Source organism: Pseudomonas shahriarae (genome assembly GCF_014268455.2).
Lineage (GTDB): Bacteria > Pseudomonadota > Gammaproteobacteria > Pseudomonadales > Pseudomonadaceae > Aquipseudomonas > Aquipseudomonas shahriarae.
The window spans coordinates 801,281-818,550 of the sequence record NZ_CP077085.1; the positions used below are offsets into that span (position 1 = coordinate 801,281).

Genomic DNA, 17,270 nt, shown 5'->3' on the forward strand with positions numbered 1-17,270 from the left:
TCCTAGGAACGGAACAGGCGGCTGTACTGGCGCTCGTGGGCCATGCATGCCAGGGACAGGCCGAACGCGGCGCTGCCAACGTGATGGGGATCGCACTGGCGGGCGTCCTGCTGGGCTTGTTGCAGCAACGGCAGCAGCTCGCTGGTCAGGCGTTGGGCGGCCTGCTGGCCCAGGGGCAGGGTCTTCATCAGCACCGCCAACTGGTTTTCCAGCCAGCTCCACAGCCAGGCGGCCAGGGCATCCTCGGGGCTGATCGCCCAGGCGCGCGCGGCAAGTGCCCAGCCCAGGGCCAGGTGGGGTTCGGGGGTGGCGTCGAGAAAGCGGCGCGCTGCGTCATCCAGTTCCGGCAGACCGTTGAGCAGTTGTTGCAGGGAGTAGCCCATTTGCCGGCTCTCCTGGAACAGCTCGCGGGTTTCGCGGCTGGCACGATGCTCTTCGCAGAGCTGGCGCAGGCGCGCCCAGTCCTGGTCGGCGGCGGCCTGGCACTGGGCAAGCAACAGCGGCGCTTCGAAGCGTGCGAGGTTGAGTAGCAGTTGGTCGCTGATCCAGCGTCGGGCGCTGTCGGCATCGCTGACACGGGCATTGTCCACGGCCATTTCCAGGCCCTGGGAATAGCTGTAGCCGCCAATCGGCAATTGCGGACTGGCCAGACGCAACAGCGCCCAGGCCGGGTTCACAGGCGCACGCCGAACTGATGCAGTTTGGGCGGGTAGTTGAAGTCTTCGTCACCGTGGCGTGAGTGATGATGACCGCCACCGTAGGCGCCGTGCTCGGGCTGGAACGGTGCTTCGAGGGTTTCGGCATGGGCCCCCAATTGCTCGAGCATGGCCTTGAGCACGTAGTCATCAAGCAGGCGCAGCCAGCCGTCACCCACTTGCAGGGCCACATGGCGGTTGCCCAAGTGATAGGCCGCGCGGGTCAGCTCGAAGGCGCTGCTGCAGGTTACGTGCAGCAGTTGTTCAGGGCGCGCGCAGACACGTACGACACGTCCGTCTTCAGCCTGTAGGAATTCCCCATCGTGCAGCGGCGGCTGACCGCGCTCCAGAAACAGGCCGACGTCTTCTCCCTCGGCACTGAAACAGCGCAGGCGGCTTTTGCTGCGGGCTTCGAAGTTCAGCAGCAACTCTGCGGCCCAGGTGGGTTGGGGGGCGATTCGGCGGTGGATCACCAGCATCAGGAAGCTTCCAGCTATGAGCGATAAACAGGCTAGAGCAAGGGGCTTGCCAACCCTGCTGGACGTAGGAAAACGCCGTAGGTCTGGGGCGTTGCGCCACTAAACGGGGCGAGGGGGTGGTGAGGGAGTGATTCATTGTGGTGCGTCATGGGCTGCGCAAGCACCCGAATTGGGCGGTTTTGGCGGGCCCCGCCAGCTGTTTTGCAGGGCGTTTCCTTCAGCTACTTGTCCCAGGGTTGATTTGGGATTGCTCCTACGCGCATAGGGGATTCCTCGCTCATATTTCTACGCGTCGTTTCACTAGGATTTCGCCCCCGTGTTTAATCCATTGCGACGTTCCTCATGTTTAAGTCATTTTTATGTGTAGTCATGGTCGGTCTGTTTGGCATCACCTCATCGGCTTCGGCCAACTTCAATAAGCGCACCACTTCCCTGGCCCCTTTCAGTTCATCGTTGCAGGCCGTGCCGCAACCCACCATCGAGAGTGTGGTCGACCGCGCCCATGAGTTGCTGGGCACCGCGTACAAGTGGGGCGGCAGCTCCCAGGAGCAGGGGTTCGATTGCAGCGGGTTGCTGGTCTATCTGTTCAAGACCGAGGCCAATATTGTCATCCCGCGCACCACGGCGGCGATGCACCGGTCAACGGCGGCGACGATCAAGCGTGATGCGCTGCAGCCCGGCGATGCGGTGTTTTTCAAGGCCAATGGCAGCAGCCAGGTCGGCCATGTCGGCCTTTATGTGGGTGAGGGCAAGTTCATTCATTCGCCGCGCAAGGGCAAGAGCATCCGCATCGACTCCCTGGCCAACAACTACTGGAAGAAGAACTACACCACCGCCAAGCGTTTTCACACGGTGCGTTGACCGCGCTACTCGGTGCTGCCCAGGCCTTGCCAGTGCTTGAGGCCGATAAAGATAAAGCGCAGTTGCTGGGTGATCTTGGCCTGGGGCGTGAGATGCGGAGGCAGGGCGGCGGCGGGCGGGTCGATGATGTCGGGCAGGGTGGCGAACACGCTCTTGACGATCAGGTCGGCCATCACATGCAAACCGTCGGCATCCAGGTGCTGGAGCTTGGGCATCAGCGTCAGGTCGGCTGCCAGGTCCGAGGTGATGTCCTCGCGCAGCGCGCCGATGGCTTGGCGCACGGCCAGGCAACCGCCGTATTGCTCGCGGGCCAGGAACAGGAATTGCGAACGGTTGGCCGCCACCACATCGAGAAAGATCCGCACCGAGGCATCAATGATGCCGCCCATGACGAATTCGTTGTGGCGTACCAGGCGGATGGTGGCGCGGAAGGTCTGGCCGACCTCACTGACGAGCACCAGGCCCAGTTGGTCCATATCGGCAAAGTGACGGTAAAAACCGGTGGGCACGATGCCGGCGCTCTTTGCCACTTCACGCAGGCTCAGGCTACCAAACCCACGGCCACCCTCCATCAGATGGCGGGCTGCGTCCATCAAGGCAAGGCGGGTCTGTTGCTTCTGTTCGGCGCGGGGGAGCATTGGCAGCTGGGCTTTGTAGACAAGGACAGCGACGCACTCTAGCAAAACAACTTTACCGGCGTCGAACTTGAAACAGGGCAAAAGGGGGGCAGGTCCCACAAAGTCAAAGCCCGATCACTGGGGATCGGGCTTTTTTCAGGGCCGGCACGGGCTTAGCTCGTAGCTTTATGCATGTCATCCAGACGGTCGGAGCCGCCCTCGGCAACGAATTCGCGCTGTTGCAGGCGGTCCGAGCCACCTTCAACCAGACCTTTCTGTTCCAGGCGATCACGGCCGCCTTCGGCTACGAATTCACGTTTCTGCAGACGCTCAGAACCGCCTTCAACCAGGCCTTTCTGTTCCAGGCGATCGCGGCCACCTTCGGCAACGGTCTGGCTGATGTGCGCGGCGTCAGCCTTGGCTTGTGGGATGGCTTGTTCTGCGGCTGGCAGGGCAAAAGCGCTGGTGGCCAGGACGGAGAGTGCAACACTGAGCAGTAATTGGCGTTTCATGAGAGTGGCTCCTTGGGAGGGCGATAAAGTGGGTACGGAGCCAATGCTACTCTCGATATCTCGATATAAAAGTTCATAAACGCAATGGTAATAATCAACAGAATTGATTGTTCTGCGCCGAGGCTCTAAATCGCGGCTCTCAAGCACGCGCTTTTGCACCGAGGTGGGTATTTTCGACACGGGCGTGGGTAACAATGGTGCGTCATTGATGAAAGAAGCTGTCGGATTAGTCAGAAAAAACGCTTTTCACTGCTAATTGCCCTCTGCGGTTAAACCCCCAGGCCATTTGCCAGTCGTAGCCATATAAGCTTTAGCCCTTGCGCGCGTGGCCCGTGGCACGCGCAGTCGTAATCAGGAGCCCTGTGCAATGACGCGCACTCGTAAAATTCTCGCCTGGAGCAGTGCTTGCTTCGTCCTGCTGATCGCCGCAGTGGTACTGATCCTGGTGTTCTTCGATTGGAACCGGATCAAGCCGCAACTCAATGCCAAAGTCTCCGAAGAGCTGCATCGCGCCTTTGCCATCAATGGCAACCTGGCGGTGGTCTGGCAGCGCGAGCCGGACGAGGGCGGTTGGCGCGCCTGGGTGCCGTGGCCCCATGTGGTGGCCGAAGACCTGAGCCTGGGCAACCCCGAGTGGTCGAAAAAACCGCAAATGGTCACCCTCAAGCGCGTTGAACTGCGCATCTCGCCCTTGGCCTTGCTGGCCCAGCGCGTGGTGATCCCGCGCATCGACCTGACCGAACCGAGCGCCGAGCTGCAGCGCCTGGCCGATGGCCGCGCCAACTGGACCTTCACCTTTGATCCCAAGGATCCGAATGCCGAACCGTCCAACTGGGTGGTGGATATCGGTGCCATCGGTTTCGACAAGGGCCACGTGACCCTCGACGACCAGACCCTCAAGACCCGTCTCGATGTGCTGATCGACCTCCTGGGCAAACCCATCGCATTCAGCGAAATCGTCGGCGAGCGCGATGCCAAAAAGGCCCTGGAGCAGGGCGCGACACCCCAGGACTATGCCTTCGGCCTCAAGGTCAGCGGCCAGTACCACGGCCAGAAACTCGCGGGCAGCGGCAAGATCGGCGGGCTGCTGGCCCTGCAGGACGCTGCCAAGCCATTCCCCCTGCAAGCCCAGGCGAAAATCGGTGATACCAGTATTGCCTTGGCCGGCACCCTGACCGACCCACTGAACCTCGGCGCCCTGGACCTGCGCCTGAAACTGTCCGGTACCAGCCTGGGCAACCTTTACCCACTGACTGGCGTGACCCTGCCGGACTCGCCGGCCTATTCCACCGATGGGCGCCTGATCGCCAAGTTGCAGGAGGCCGGCGGTGCGTCGTTCCGCTATGAGAACTTCAACGGCAAGATCGGCAACAGCGACATCCACGGCGACCTGGCCTATGTCGCCAGTCAGCCACGGCCCAAGCTCAGCGGCGCGTTGGTGTCCAATCAACTGCTGCTGGCCGACCTCGCGCCGCTGATCGGTGCCGACTCCAATGCCAAGCAAAAAGCTCGTGGCGGTGAAAGCAAGCAACCGGCGACCAAGGTGTTGCCGGTGGAGGAGTTCCGCACCGAGCGCTGGCGCGATATGGACGCGGATGTCGAGTTCACCGGCAAACGCATCGTCCACAGTGCCGAATTGCCCTTTACCGACCTCTACACGCACCTGGTGCTCAACGACGGCCAACTGAGCCTCGAACCCCTGCGTTTCGGTGTGGCGGGCGGCAAGCTCGATGCGCAGATTCGCCTCAATGGCCGCATCACCCCGCTGGAAGGCCGGGCGAAACTGACGGCGCGCAACTTCAAGCTCAAGCAACTGTTCCCCACCTTTGAACCGATGAAGACCAGCTTCGGCGAGCTCAATGGCGATGCCGATATCGCCGGGCGCGGCAACTCGGTGGCAGCGTTGCTGGGCAGTGCCAATGGCGATCTGAAAATGCTCATCAACGACGGAGCCATCAGCCGTGGCTTGATGGAAATCGCCGGGCTGAACGTGGGCAACTATGTGATTGGCAAACTGTTTGGCGACAAGGAAGTGAAGATCAACTGCGCGGCGGCAGATTTCGGCATCAAGACCGGCCTGGCTACCACCCGCCTGTTTGTATTCGATACCGAGAACGCGATCATCTACATCGACGGCACCGCGAACATGGCCAGCGAACAGCTGGACCTGACGATCAGCCCAGAGTCCAAGGGCTTTCGCCTGTTCTCGCTGCGCTCGCCGTTGTACGTCAACGGGCCGTTTATCAAGCCCAATGCCGGGGTCAAGACGGTGCCACTGTTGTTGCGTGGCGCAGGCATGGTGGCGCTGGGTGTGATCGTCGCCCCTGCGGCGGGCTTGCTGGCGCTGGTGGCGCCGAGTGGGGATGAGCCGAACCAGTGCGTGCCGCTGTTGCAGCAGATGCGGGAAGGCAAGGCACCGAAAACGGTGAAAGGCTAACCGAAGAAACCGATAGCTCAATGTGGGAGCGGGCTTGCCCGCGATAGCGGTGGCTCAGTCGCTAAAAATGCTGACTGATACACCGCTCTCGCGAGCAAGCCCGCTCCCACCGTTGTTAGCTGTGCTGGCAGCCTTACAGGTCTTTGAGAATGTCCGCCATATCGTCAGCGTGCTCTTCTTCCTGGGCCAGGATGTCTTCAAAGATGCGGCGGGTGGTCGGGTCTTTCTCGCCGATGTACTGGATGATCTCGCGATAGCTGTCCACCGCGATGCGCTCGGCCACCAGGTCTTCGTAGACCATTTCCTTCAAGGTCGTGCCGGCTACGTACTGCGCGTGGGAGTTCTTGGACAGCAGGTCCGGGTTGAACTCGGGTTCGCCGCCCAGTTGCACGATGCGCTCGGCCAGTTTGTCGGCATGTTCCAGTTCCTGGTTGGCGTGCTCCAGGAACTCATCGGCGGCGACGCTGGCTTTCAGGCCGCTGGCCATGAAGTAGTGGCGCTTGTAGCGCAACACGCAGACCAGTTCGGTGGCCAGCGACTCATTGAGCAGACGCAGGATCTCTTCGCGGTCGGCGCTGTAGCCTTCGGTCACCGCGCCGTTTTCCACATTCTTGCGTGCCCGTTCGCGAAGGGTGCTTACGTCAGACAAATGCATGTCAGTCATTTCAATCTCCTGAGGCTAATCCGGTTTTGCGCCACACTCTCGGGGTGTGATCGCTCCAAGTTGTGAGTGCTGTGCGGCGCAAAAAGTTTTATCGGATGTTGCCGGGTGTCATATCGGTGGCGGCAGGGCTGGTCTAGGATCAGCCTAATCGCCTCTTTCAAGGACGTTTGCCCCTATGACGCAGACATTGGCTACACGTTATCCCCTGGTTTTGGTGCCGGGCATGCTCGGGTTTGTACGGCTGGTGCTGTACCCGTACTGGTACGGCATCGTTCCGGCCTTGCGTGCCGGCGGGGCGCAGGTGTTTGCGGTGCAAGTGGCGCCGCTCAACTCCAGCGAGGTGCGTGGCGAGCAGTTACTGGTGCAGATCGAGCAGATACGCCGCCAGACCGGCGCCGACAAGGTCAACCTGATCGGCCATAGCCAGGGCTCGCTCACCGCCCGTTACGCAGCGGCCAAACGCCCGGAATGGGTGGCTTCGGTGACGTCGGTGGCGGGACCTAATCACGGCTCGGAGTTGGCAGACTACCTGCACACCCACTACCCGGCCGACAGCGCCAAGGGCCGGATCATGAGTGCGCTGTTGCGCCTGGTGGGCGTGGTGATGGGGCTTCTGGAAACCGGCTATCGCGGCCCGCGTTTTGCGGCGGATATCCACGCCTCCCATCAGTCGCTGACCAGCGCGGGAGTGGCGCTGTTCAATCGCCAGTACCCTCAGGGCCTGCCAGACACCTGGGGCGGGCAGGGCGCCGAGGAAGTGGGCGGTGTGCGCTATTACTCCTGGTCCGGCACCCTGCAGCCGGGCAAGACCGATCGCGGGCGCAACCTGCTGGACGGCACCAACCGCAGTTGCCGGCTGTTTGCGCGGACCTTCGTCAAGGAGAAAGGCCAGTGCGACGGCATGGTCGGGCGCTACAGTTCACACTTGGGCACGGTGATCGGTGACGACTATGCGCTGGACCATTTCGATATCGTCAACCAGTCGCTGGGCCTGGTGGGCAAGGGGGCCGAGCCGATCCGCCTGTTTGTCGAGCATGCACAGCGGTTGAAGGCGGCCGGGCTTTAACGTCTTACGGGCGTCGTCCAGCGCTCCGACAAAATCACCCCGCCCAGCGTCAGTACGCCGCCGACCAGGTGATACAGCGCCAGCTGTTCCTTGAGCACCACTGCGGCAATCAGCGCGGTGATCAACGGCAGCAGGTTAAAAAACAGCGTGGTCCGGCTCGGCCCCAACTGCTTGACCGAATGCATCCACGCCAGCGGCGCAATCATCGAGGCCAGCAGGCAGGCGTACACCACCAGGCCAATATTCGACGGGCCGAGGCCGACCTTGTCCGAGGCCAGGAACAGCGGAAACAGCACCACTACAGCCACCAGCACCTGCAAATACAGGAGCACCAGGGGCGGCAGGCGCAGCTGCCATTTTTTCAACAGGGTGCTGTAGATCGCGTAGGCCAGGGTGGCCACCAACATCATCGCGTCGCCCAGGTTCACCCCGTGTTGCAGCAGCGCGCCGAGGCTGCCGGCCGACACCACCACCGCCACCCCGGCAAACGACAGTACCGCCCCGGTCAGGGCGCCGAAGGTCAGGCGCTGGCCGAGGCTGATAATCGCCGCAGTCAGGGCCATCAATGGCATCAGCGAGAGGATGATCCCCATATTGGTGGCGCTGGTCAGGCTCGCGGCGTAGTACGCCAGGCTCTGGTAAACCGCCATGCCGAGCACGCCAAGCACAGCGATCTTGCCCAGGTTGGGGCGGATCAATGCCCAGTTGGCAATGACCGGCTTGAGCATGAACGGGGTGAACAGGATGGCCGCCAGCAGCCAGCGATAAAAACCGATCTCGGCCGGAAAAATCGAGCCCACGGCGAGTTTGTTGACCACGGTATTGCCAGCCCAGATAAAGATGGCCAGCAGCGGATAAGCGTATTGCATTGCAAGGAACCAGGAACGTTAGTGAGGGTTGATTATCCTTTGTCTGGATCGAAGCTTATACTTCGATCCAGACAAGCCGCCTTTGTATCCAGACAATATGTCCAAGACCTACATCAACCTGCCCGATTTCGACGTGCTACCGGCCCCGGTGTACTTCCGCTACTCGGAATTTGCCGCCGACAGCCGCGCCTCCCGCCATCAGCATGCCTGGGGCTCCCTGGACTACTCGGCCCGTGGCGTGATGCGCTTTGAAGTGGGCGGCAACCGGTTTATGTCGCCGCCGCAATACGCGGTGTGGATCCCGCCCAACACCCAGCACAGTTCCTACAACGCCCAGGCGATTGTCTACCGCTCGGTGTACCTGGCGCCGTCGTTGTGCGAGCTGTTGCCCAAGCAGCCCTGCACCCTGACCATCAGCAACATCCTCAAGGCGATCCTCAGTGATTTCGCCGAGCGCGACGTGAACATCCCGGCCAACGAGGCCGACGTGCGCCTGGCCCAGGTGCTAGTGGACCAACTCCAGCAGGCGCCGGTGCATGACTGTTTCCTGCCGTATGCCAGCAGCCCCGGCCTGCTCAGCGTGCTTGAAGGCATGCAGGCCGATCCTGGGGACAACCGCGTGCTGGCGCTGTGGGCGCAGCAGGTGCATGTCAGCGAGCGCACCCTGGCCCGGCAGTTTGTGCGCGAACTGGGCATGAGCTTTGGCGAGTGGCGTCAGCGCCTGCGCTTTCTGGCGGCCATCGAGGCCCTGGAAAGCACGCGCAGCGTGCAGGAAGTGGCGTTTGACCTGGGCTACAGCACCGCCTCGGCATTTATTGCGATGTTCCAGCGCCAGGCCGGTTGTACGCCGGAGCAGTATCGACGAACGAACTTACGTAGCAGGTGAAGGTGTAACAGGCTTTGTCTACACTGCAGGGGAGGCCGCGCCCCTCGGCGTGGTAACAGGGAGAAAACTCCATGAAGATGTTGCGTATTCCGTTGTTGATGATCGGTCTGCTGCTCTGTTCCCAAGGGTTTGCGGCCACTGCCCAGCAAAACAAAATGACCACCTGCAATGCCGAAGCCTCGACCAAGACCTTGAAGGGCGACGAGCGCAAGGCCTTCATGAAAACCTGCCTCTCGGCCCCGGCCGCCAACGACGCCAAGACCCTGACCCCGCAGCAGCAAAAAATGAAGGACTGCAACGCGTCGGCAAAAACCAAGGCGCTGACCGGCGATGCGCGTAAAACCTTTATGAGCACCTGCCTCAAAGGCTGACCCGCTTAAATACCCCTGTGGGAGTGGGCTTACCCGCGATTGCGGTGTGTCAGCCGGCGAGATATCGACTGAGCCAGCGCCATCGCGGGCAAGCCCGCTCCCACAGTCGATGGCGTTTACAGCCATCAGACTTCTCGCTTGATTGTCCCAAGGCTGGCAGACTGCCCATCCTTTAACGCCGTTCGTTTAGAGGCTGTATGCCAACGTTTTCTCAGCGTCATGTGTTGTTGCTGGCCAGCTACATCATCATTTTCGGCGGCTTGTTGCTGGTCCTACCGTTAAAGCTGCTGCCCAGCCTGTTGGCCGGCCTGTTGGTTTTCGAACTGGTCAACATGCTCACTCCACAGCTGCAACGCCTGATCGAAGGCCGGCGTGCGCGCTGGCTGGCGGTGGCGTTGCTTGGCACTGTGATTGTCAGCGCGCTGACCCTGATCTTCGCTGGCGCCATCAGTTTCCTGCTGCACGAAGCGGAAAACCCCGGGGCCTCCCTCGATAAATTCATGGGCGTGGTCGACCGCGCGCGCGGCCAGTTGCCGCCGTTCCTCGACGCCTACCTGCCAGCCAGCGCCGCCGAGTTTCGCGTGGCCATCGGCGAATGGCTGAGCAAGCACCTGAGCGAACTGCAACTGGTGGGCAAAGACGCCGCCCATATGTTCGTGACCTTGCTGATCGGTATGGTCCTGGGGGCGATCATCGCCCTCCAGCGGGTGCCCGACCTGACCAAGCGCAAACCCCTGGCCGCCGCGCTGTTCGATCGCCTGCACCTGCTGGTCCAGGCCTTTCGCAACATTGTCTTCGCGCAAATCAAAATTGCCGCCCTCAACACCATCTTCACCGGGATATTCCTCGCGGTGGTGCTGCCACTGGCAGGGATCCACCTGCCGCTGACCAAGACCCTGATCGTCCTCACCTTCCTGCTGGGCCTGCTGCCGGTGATCGGCAACCTGATGTCCAACACCCTGATCACCATCGTCGCGTTGTCGGTGTCGATGTGGGTGGCGGTGGCGGCGCTGGGCTACCTGATCGTGATCCACAAGGTCGAGTACTTCCTCAATGCGCGCATCGTCGGCGGGCAGATCAGCGCCAAGTCGTGGGAGTTGCTGTTGGCCATGCTGGTGTTCGAGGCCGCCTTTGGCCTGCCGGGAGTGGTGGCGGGGCCGATCTACTATGCGTATTTGAAGAGTGAGTTGAAGCTGGGCGGGATGGTGTAGAGAGCTGCGGTAAGAGGCTGCCTTTGGTTCACACCTGTTATTTCTGACAGTAGACCCACCACGGGTTTGCTGGTCTGCTCCTGAGTGCGGAATATCATTTTTCGTTTCGACAGGAGCTAAATCATGTCTTTGCCTACGGTAGATGCCAGCAGCTTTGAAAGTCGTGTGCTCAAGGCCACGACCCCAGTGATTGTGCTGTTCAGTAATGCCAGCAAGCAATCTTCAAACAGAATGGTCGCGACACTGGAGGCTGCAGCCCGGGATCAGGGCACGGCTATTGAGTTCCTCGACAAGACGCTGGAGGTCAATGGCCCGATCGAGAAAACGCCTGCTTATGACGTGCAGTCCGCGCCAACCACGCTGTTTTTCCGGGACGGAAAATTAGTCCGTACGGTCGTCGGTTTTTATGACTATGCCGATACCTTCAAGGCATGGGTCGATCAGTTGGCCACAGGCAAGTTGTGATGAATCGCCCCGTGCCATCACGAGGCGATTTCTTCACTCAGTAGCCGTAACGCTTACTGGCCTCAATCGCCAGCCCGCTGCCGATACTGCCGAAGATGTTGCCTTCCACGTGCCGGGCATTGGGTAGCATCGCCGAGATGCTCTGGCGCAGGGCCGGGATGCCGCTGGAGCCGCCGGTGAAGAACACCGTGTCGACCTGGGCCACATCCACCGAGGCGTCGTCGAGCAGTTGGGTCACGCTGTTGCGCACCCGTTCCAGCAGGTTGTCGATGGAGGACTCGAACAGGGCGCGGCTCAGTTCCACGCTCAGGCCCGGTTCTACCCGGTCCAGCGGCACATGGCGGCTGTCCTCGTGGGTGAGGTGGATCTTGGTCTCTTCGACTTCCATGGCCAGCCAGTGGCCGGCGCGCTGTTCGATCAGCTTGAACAGGCGGTCGATGCCGCCGGTGTCTTCGATGTCGTAGCGCATGCTGCCCAGGGCCAGCTGGGATTTTTGCGAGTACACCGAGTTGATGGTGTGCCAGGTGGCCAGGTTCATATGGTGGCTGGTGGGCATGTAGGCGCCGCTTTTCATGCGGCTGCCATAGCCGAACAGCGGCATCATGCCGGCCAGCGAGAGCTGTTTGTCGAAGTCGGTACCGCCGATATGCACGCCGCCGGTGGCGAGGATGTCGTCGTGGCGGTTGTCATGCTTGCGTCGCTCGGGCGACAGGCGCACCAGGGAGAAGTCGGAGGTACCGCCGCCGATGTCGACAATCAGTACCAACTCTTCTTTTTCAATGGTGGACTCGTAGTCGAAGGCCGCGGCAATCGGCTCGTACTGGAACGAGACCTCCTTGAAACCGAGCTTGCGGGCCACGTCCACCAGGGTGTCTTCGGCCTCTTTGTCGGCCATTGGGTCGTCGTCGACGAAAAATACCGGGCGGCCCAGCACCACTTCTTCAAACTCACGGCCGGCGGTGGCTTCGGCGCGATTCTTGAGTTGGCCGATAAACAGGCCCAACAGGTCCTTGAACGGCATGGCCGTGCCCAGCACGCTGGTGTCGTGCTTGATCAGCTTGGAGCCCAGCAGGCTTTTGAGCGAGCGCATCAGGCGGCCTTCGTAGCCTTCCAGGTACTCGTGCAGCGCCAGACGGCCGTACACCGGGCGGCGTTCTTCGAAGTTGAAGAACACCACTGACGGCAGGGTGATCTTGTCGTCCTCCAGCGCAATAAGCGTTTCCATGCCGGGACGGATCCAGCCGACAGTGGAGTTGGACGTGCCGAAGTCGATGCCGCAGGCACGGGCTGGGGAGGTGTTGTTCATGTCTAACAGGTTCCGGTTAAAAAACGGCCGCGCAGTGTATGTCACTCGCGTGCAGATGCGTAGGCCGACTATCCGCTAAATACAGCAGACTTGTTACCTTGAAAGGTCGGCTCCTTGCCCCCAACTCCTGTGCATACGGTTGGTGGCTGTCGAAAGGATCAAGTTTGTCCTGCAAGCCGCCGATATTTTTCTGACGCACCTCGAATCGCCCCGCAATGCCCCGGCAGGCAGGGCCCGACTGTGCGATCTCGATAACGGATGGTGATGCCCCCATGGATTTCAAAGACTATTACAAGATTCTTGGTGTCGAGCCGACGGCCGATGACAAGCAGATCAAGGCCGCTTATCGCAAGCTGGCCCGTAAGTATCATCCCGACGTCAGCAAGGAAAAGGACGCGGAAGAGAAGTTCAAGGACGCCTCGGAAGCCTATGAAGCGCTGAAAAGTGCCGACAAGCGCGCCGAATATGACGAATTGCGCCGCTATGGCCAGCACGGTCAACCTTTCCAGGGGCCGCCAGGCTGGCAGAGCCGTGGCGGGTTCGGCGGTGGCCAGGACACGGGCGAGTTTTCGGACTTCTTCAGCTCGATCTTTGGTTCGCGTGGCAACGGCTTCGGCGGCGCTCAAGGGCGCAGCCCCGGCCGTCGCGGCCAGGATGTGGAGATGGAGCTGCCGGTGTTCCTGGAAGAGACGCTGTCTACCGAGTCCAAGGCGATCAGCTTCCAGGTGCCGCAATACAATGCGGCGGGCCAGCACGTCAGCAACACCACCAAGAGCCTGAACGTGAAGATCCCGGCCGGCGTGGCCGATGGCGAGCGCATCCGCCTCAAGGGCCAGGGCGCACCGGGGATTGGTGGTGGCGCGAATGGCGACCTGTACCTGATCATCCGCTTTGCGCCGCATCCGAAGTTTGAGGTGGAAGGCGAAAACCTGGTGATTAATTTGCCGCTGGCACCGTGGGAATTGGCCCTGGGTGCAGAAGTCGCGGTGCCGACCCTGACCGGCAAGATCAACCTCAAAGTCCCGGCCGGCAGCCAGAATGGCCAGCGCATGCGGGCCAAGGGCCATGGCTTGCTGAACAAGGCCGGGCAGCGCGGGTATCTGTTTGTGCAGCTCAAGGCAGTGATGCCGAAAAGCAGCGACGAAGAGGTCAAGGCGCTGTGGCAGGAATTGGCGAAAAAGGCCAACTTTGATCCACGGGAAACCTGGAACCGCTGACAGCTCCCACAGGGATTGGCGGCGCCTCTCAATCTGTGTCAGGAACACCAGTCCAATGTGGGAGCTGTCGAGCCCGGGCGAGGCTGCGATGGCGGCGGCATTGCCAGCGTTGATGTTGGCTGACCCGCCGCTATCGCAGCCTCGCTAAAGCTCGACAGCTCCCACAGGGATCGGCGGCGCCTCTCAATCTGTGTCAGGAACGCGAGTTTACTGTGGGAGCTGTCGAGCCCCGGCGAGGCTGCGATGGCGGCGGCATTGCCAGTATTGATGTTGGCTGACCCGCCGCTATCGCAGCCTCGCTAAAGCTCGACAGCTCCCACAGGGATTGGCGGCGCCTCTCAATCTGTGTCAGGAACACCAGTCCAATGTGGGAGCTGTCGAGCCCCGGCGAGGCTGCGATGGCGGCGGCATTGCCAGCGTGGATGTTGGCTGACCCACCGCTATCGCAGCCTCGCTAAAGCTCGACAGCTCCCACAGGGATTGGCGGCGCCTCTCAATCTGTGTCAGGAACGCAAGTTTACTGTGGGAGCTGTCGAGCCCCAGCGAGGCTGCGATGGCGGCGGCATTGCCAGTATTGATGTTGGCTGACCCACCGCTATCGCAGCCTCGCTAAAGCTCGACACACAAAGGATTTGCGTGGCCTATCGGCGTGGCAGTACCACGGTAAACGTGGTGCCCCCCGCCTCGCTGGACGCCACTTCAATCGTGCCTCGGTGGGCCTGCACCACTTCCTTGACGATAAACAACCCCAGCCCAAGGCTGGTCGAGTTGCTGCCCAGTTCTTCAGTGGCGCTGCGCACCAGCGGGTCGAATACGGTACCCAGCGCCGCCTGGGGAATCGGCGGGCCAAAGTTGTGCATGCGCAGTTCCACGCTGTCGGCGGTGCCGTCGAGGCTCAGGGTCGGCGCCTGGCCGTTGAGCCCGTGCTGTAACGCATTGCCGATCAGATTCTGCAGCAGTTGATCAATGCGCCCGCGATCCCACTGCCCTTGGGTGTCCCCGTCGGTATGCAAGTGAACCTGGCAATCCGGGCGGCCTGCGCACGCTTCGGCGATGGCCTCCCTGGCTGCATCGGCCAGGTTCATCGGTTTGGGCTCGATCGGCAGGCTGCTGCCCAGCCGGCTGCGCACAAACTCCAAGAGATCGCTGACCATCGCTCCCATATGCCGGGCGCCATTCTGGATATTGCCCACCAGGCTCAGGCCTTTGCTGTCCAGCGGGGCTTTGCGCAACAACATCTCGGTGGACATCTTCACCGCCTGCAACGGTGCGCGCAGGTCGTGGCCGAGGATGGCGAGGAAGATATCCCGCGAGCGATTGACCTGCTCGGCGTAGGCCGCCGTGGATTCGGCCAGGGCTTCGTCGATGGCTTCGTTGAAGCGGATCATGTCCTGGAAATAGGTCAGCTCTGGCGATTCCAGGTGATTGACCCACAGGCGGATCACGCAAGCGCGCAGGTGGCGGAACTCGGAGGTCATCTGTACCAGGTCAAAGCCAACGGTATGGCGCAGCTCGCCATGGCTGGCGGCGGCTTCGTCCAGGCTCGGGGTTTTTTCCAGGCCTTCGCCCTTGGCCTTGGCCGCCTGTTCGCTGGCGCTCTGGCGGGTGTTCATGTCCCGCGCAGCGGCCAGCAGGATGGAGTGCGCGTGGTCGCGCAGTTGCGTGCGGTTCAGGGTTTCGGCGGCCGGGGTCAAGGTTTCGGCAAACTGTTCCCATTCATCGACGATCCGGTCGGCATGTAACACGATGAATTCGGATAGGCGCATAGCCAGGTTCCCAAGTGCAAGACAGTGAAGAAGCGTGGCGCATCGTAGCGCCTTACACCTCTTCGCTTCACTGGCACGGCGGGTATCTGCCGATGAACGGTCAGAACAGGAAGTAACGCTGGGCCATCGGCAGCACGTCCGCCGGCTCGCACCACAACAGTTCGCCATCGGCCTTGACCTGGTAGGTCTGCGGGTCTACGTCGATGTCTGGCAGGTAGTCGTTGTGGATCAGGTCGGTCTTCTGCACCTGGCGGCACCCCTTGACCACGGCGATCTGCTTCTTCAGGCCCAACGCCTGCGGCAGGCCCTCGGCCAGCGCCGCCTGGCTGATAAACGTCAGGCTGGTGGCGTGCAGCGAGCTGCCGAAGCTGGCGAACATCGGGCGGTAGTGCACCGGCTGCGGGGTGGGGATCGAGCCGTTGATATCGCCCATCAGGCTGGACGCAATTGCCCCGCCCTTGAGGATCAACGTGGGCTTGATGCCGAAGAACGCCGGGCGCCACAACACCAGGTCGGCCCATTTGCCGACTTCGATGGAGCCCACTTCATGGCTGATACCGTGGGTGATCGCCGGGTTGATGGTGTACTTGGCGATATAGCGCTTGGCGCGGAAGTTGTCATTGCCCTCGCCGTCGCCGGGCAGCGGCCCGCGCTGTTTCTTCATCTTGTCGGCGGTTTGCCAGGTGCGCATGATCACTTCGCCTACGCGGCCCATGGCTTGGCTGTCGGAGCTGATCATCGAAAAGGCGCCGAGGTCATGCAGGATGTCTTCGGCAGCGATGGTCTCGCGGCGGATGCGGCTTTCGGCGAAGGCCACGTCCTCGGCAATGCTTGGGTCGAGGTGATGGCAGACCATCAGCATGTCCAGGTGTTCGTCGATGGTATTGCGGGTGAACGGCCGGGTCGGGTTGGTGGAGCTGGGCAGCACGTTAGGAAAGCCGCAGGCCTTGATGATATCCGGCGCATGCCCGCCGCCGGCACCCTCGGTGTGATAGGTGTGGATGGTGCGGCCCTTGAGGGCGGCGAGGGTGGTTTCGACAAAGCCCGACTCGTTGAGCGTGTCGCTGTGGATTGCCACCTGCACGTCGTACTCGTCGGCCACGCTCAGGCAGTTGTCGATGCTGGCCGGGGTGGTGCCCCAGTCTTCATGCAGCTTCAAGCCAATCGCCCCAGCCTTGACCTGCTCGATCAAAGGCTCGGGCAGGCTGGCGTTGCCCTTGCCGGTAAAGCCCAAGTTCATCGCAAACGCGTCGGCTGATTGCAGCATGCGCGCCAGGTGCCACGGGCCGGAGGTGCAGGTGGTGGCGTTGGTGCCGGTTGCCGGGCCCGTGCCGCCGCCGATCATGGTGGTGACGCCACTGGTCAGCGCCTCTTCGATCTGCTGCGGGCAAATGAAGTGCACATGGGTGTCGATGCCGCCGGCGGTGAGGATCATGCCTTCGCCGGCAATCACTTCCGTGCTGGCGCCGATGGCCAGGGTCACGCCGGGCTGGATGTCCGGGTTGCCGGCCTTGCCGATCCCGGCGATGCGGCCATTTTTCAGGCCGACATCGGCCTTGACGATGCCCCAGTGGTCGATGATCAGCGCGTTGGTGATCACTGTGTCGACCACCTCGGCGGCCAGCAGTTGGCTCTGGCCCTGGCCGTCCCGGATGACCTTGCCGCCGCCGAACTTCACTTCTTCGCCGTAGGTGGTGAAGTCCTGTTCGACTTCGATCCACAGCTCGGTATCGGCCAGGCGGACCTTGTCGCCGACGGTGGGGCCGAACATGTCGGCGTAGGCTTGGCGGCTGATTTTCATTGGGGTGTCCTGAAAAATTTGTGTTGATCGTTCCCACGCTCTGCGTG

17 protein-coding genes are annotated in these 17,270 nt (G+C 61.7%); 8 read left to right on the forward strand and 9 right to left on the reverse strand.

Going from position 1 to position 17,270, the window contains the following annotated elements; genetic code table 11:
- Positions 1-2 precede the first annotated feature (2 nt).
- Together HU773_RS03520 and ureE are read right to left on the reverse strand one after the other, a co-directional pair.
- Entirely contained in the window at positions 3-677 is a 675-nt protein-coding gene (locus HU773_RS03520) for an urease accessory protein UreF (protein WP_186625847.1), read from the reverse strand.
- Positions 674-1,174 (reverse strand): urease accessory protein UreE, encoded by a 501-nt coding sequence (ureE, locus tag HU773_RS03525; RefSeq protein WP_057437471.1) that lies wholly within the window; start codon positions 1,172-1,174, stop codon positions 674-676. The genes HU773_RS03520 and ureE overlap by 4 nt, the downstream gene beginning before the upstream one ends.
- Before the next feature lie 342 nt (positions 1,175-1,516).
- On the opposite strand from ureE, the gene HU773_RS03530 reads away from it, so the two are divergent.
- The gene (locus HU773_RS03530) at positions 1,517-2,035 is read left to right on the forward strand and encodes a C40 family peptidase (RefSeq protein ID WP_128593132.1); all 519 of its coding nucleotides are present in this window, start codon (positions 1,517-1,519) and stop codon (positions 2,033-2,035) included.
- Positions 2,036-2,040: 5 nt separating this feature from the next.
- Here the strand turns inward: HU773_RS03530 and HU773_RS03535 are convergent, their stop codons facing one another.
- Entirely contained in the window at positions 2,041-2,673 is a 633-nt protein-coding gene (locus HU773_RS03535; RefSeq protein ID WP_057958175.1) for a TetR family transcriptional regulator, read from the reverse strand.
- 152 nt (positions 2,674-2,825) lie between these two features.
- Entirely contained in the window at positions 2,826-3,164 is a 339-nt protein-coding gene (locus tag HU773_RS03540; RefSeq protein ID WP_186625846.1) for a hypothetical protein, read from the reverse strand.
- Between the two features lie 367 nt (positions 3,165-3,531).
- On the opposite strand from HU773_RS03540, the gene HU773_RS03545 reads away from it, so the two are divergent.
- Positions 3,532-5,601: an AsmA family protein gene (locus HU773_RS03545; RefSeq protein ID WP_186625845.1), complete on the forward strand. Its 2,070-nt coding sequence runs from the start codon at positions 3,532-3,534 to the stop codon at positions 5,599-5,601.
- 133 nt (positions 5,602-5,734) lie between these two features.
- Here the strand turns inward: HU773_RS03545 and HU773_RS03550 are convergent, their stop codons facing one another.
- Complete coding sequence (locus HU773_RS03550; protein ID WP_057958177.1) at positions 5,735-6,265, reverse strand: ferritin-like domain-containing protein; 531 nt, start codon at positions 6,263-6,265, stop codon at positions 5,735-5,737.
- Positions 6,266-6,440: 175 nt separating this feature from the next.
- Here HU773_RS03550 and HU773_RS03555 point away from each other — a divergent pair, with 175 nt between their 5' ends.
- Positions 6,441-7,331: an esterase/lipase family protein gene (locus HU773_RS03555; protein WP_186625844.1), complete on the forward strand. Its 891-nt coding sequence runs from the start codon at positions 6,441-6,443 to the stop codon at positions 7,329-7,331.
- On the opposite strand, the gene HU773_RS03560 is transcribed toward HU773_RS03555, so the two are convergent.
- Positions 7,328-8,200 (reverse strand): DMT family transporter, encoded by an 873-nt coding sequence (locus HU773_RS03560; protein WP_057437486.1) that lies wholly within the window; start codon positions 8,198-8,200, stop codon positions 7,328-7,330. The genes HU773_RS03555 and HU773_RS03560 overlap by 4 nt on opposite strands.
- A 97-nt stretch (positions 8,201-8,297) precedes the next feature.
- Between HU773_RS03560 and HU773_RS03565 the strand changes: the two genes are divergently transcribed.
- The 4 genes from HU773_RS03565 (at position 8,298) to HU773_RS03580 (ending at position 11,133) form a co-directional block, all read left to right on the forward strand.
- Positions 8,298-9,086 carry an AraC family transcriptional regulator gene (locus HU773_RS03565; RefSeq protein WP_186625843.1) on the forward strand — a complete coding sequence of 263 codons (789 nt, stop codon included), beginning with the start codon at positions 8,298-8,300 and terminating at the stop codon, positions 9,084-9,086.
- Positions 9,087-9,157: 71 nt separating this feature from the next.
- Positions 9,158-9,457 carry a PsiF family protein gene (locus HU773_RS03570; RefSeq protein ID WP_057437488.1) on the forward strand — a complete coding sequence of 100 codons (300 nt, stop codon included), beginning with the start codon at positions 9,158-9,160 and terminating at the stop codon, positions 9,455-9,457.
- A gap of 197 nt (positions 9,458-9,654) precedes the next feature.
- The gene (locus tag HU773_RS03575) at positions 9,655-10,668 is read left to right on the forward strand and encodes an AI-2E family transporter (protein WP_186625842.1); all 1,014 of its coding nucleotides are present in this window, start codon (positions 9,655-9,657) and stop codon (positions 10,666-10,668) included.
- Positions 10,669-10,791: 123 nt separating this feature from the next.
- A complete protein-coding gene (locus tag HU773_RS03580) occupies positions 10,792-11,133 on the forward strand; it encodes a thioredoxin family protein (protein ID WP_186625841.1) in 342 nt (113 codons plus the stop codon).
- A 37-nt stretch (positions 11,134-11,170) separates the two neighbouring features.
- On the opposite strand, the gene HU773_RS03585 is transcribed toward HU773_RS03580, so the two are convergent.
- Complete coding sequence (locus tag HU773_RS03585) at positions 11,171-12,439, reverse strand: Hsp70 family protein (protein ID WP_115127277.1); 1,269 nt, start codon at positions 12,437-12,439, stop codon at positions 11,171-11,173.
- 272 nt (positions 12,440-12,711) lie between these two features.
- Here HU773_RS03585 and HU773_RS03590 point away from each other — a divergent pair, with 272 nt between their 5' ends.
- The gene (locus HU773_RS03590; protein WP_120731426.1) at positions 12,712-13,656 is read left to right on the forward strand and encodes a DnaJ C-terminal domain-containing protein; all 945 of its coding nucleotides are present in this window, start codon (positions 12,712-12,714) and stop codon (positions 13,654-13,656) included.
- 641 nt (positions 13,657-14,297) lie between these two features.
- On the opposite strand, the gene HU773_RS03595 is transcribed toward HU773_RS03590, so the two are convergent.
- Together HU773_RS03595 and ureC are read right to left on the reverse strand one after the other, a co-directional pair.
- Positions 14,298-15,422 (reverse strand): sensor histidine kinase, encoded by a 1,125-nt coding sequence (locus HU773_RS03595; RefSeq protein WP_169959875.1) that lies wholly within the window; start codon positions 15,420-15,422, stop codon positions 14,298-14,300.
- 100 nt (positions 15,423-15,522) lie between these two features.
- A complete protein-coding gene (ureC, locus tag HU773_RS03600) occupies positions 15,523-17,223 on the reverse strand; it encodes an urease subunit alpha (protein ID WP_115127279.1) in 1,701 nt (566 codons plus the stop codon).
- Positions 17,224-17,270 lie beyond the last annotated feature (47 nt).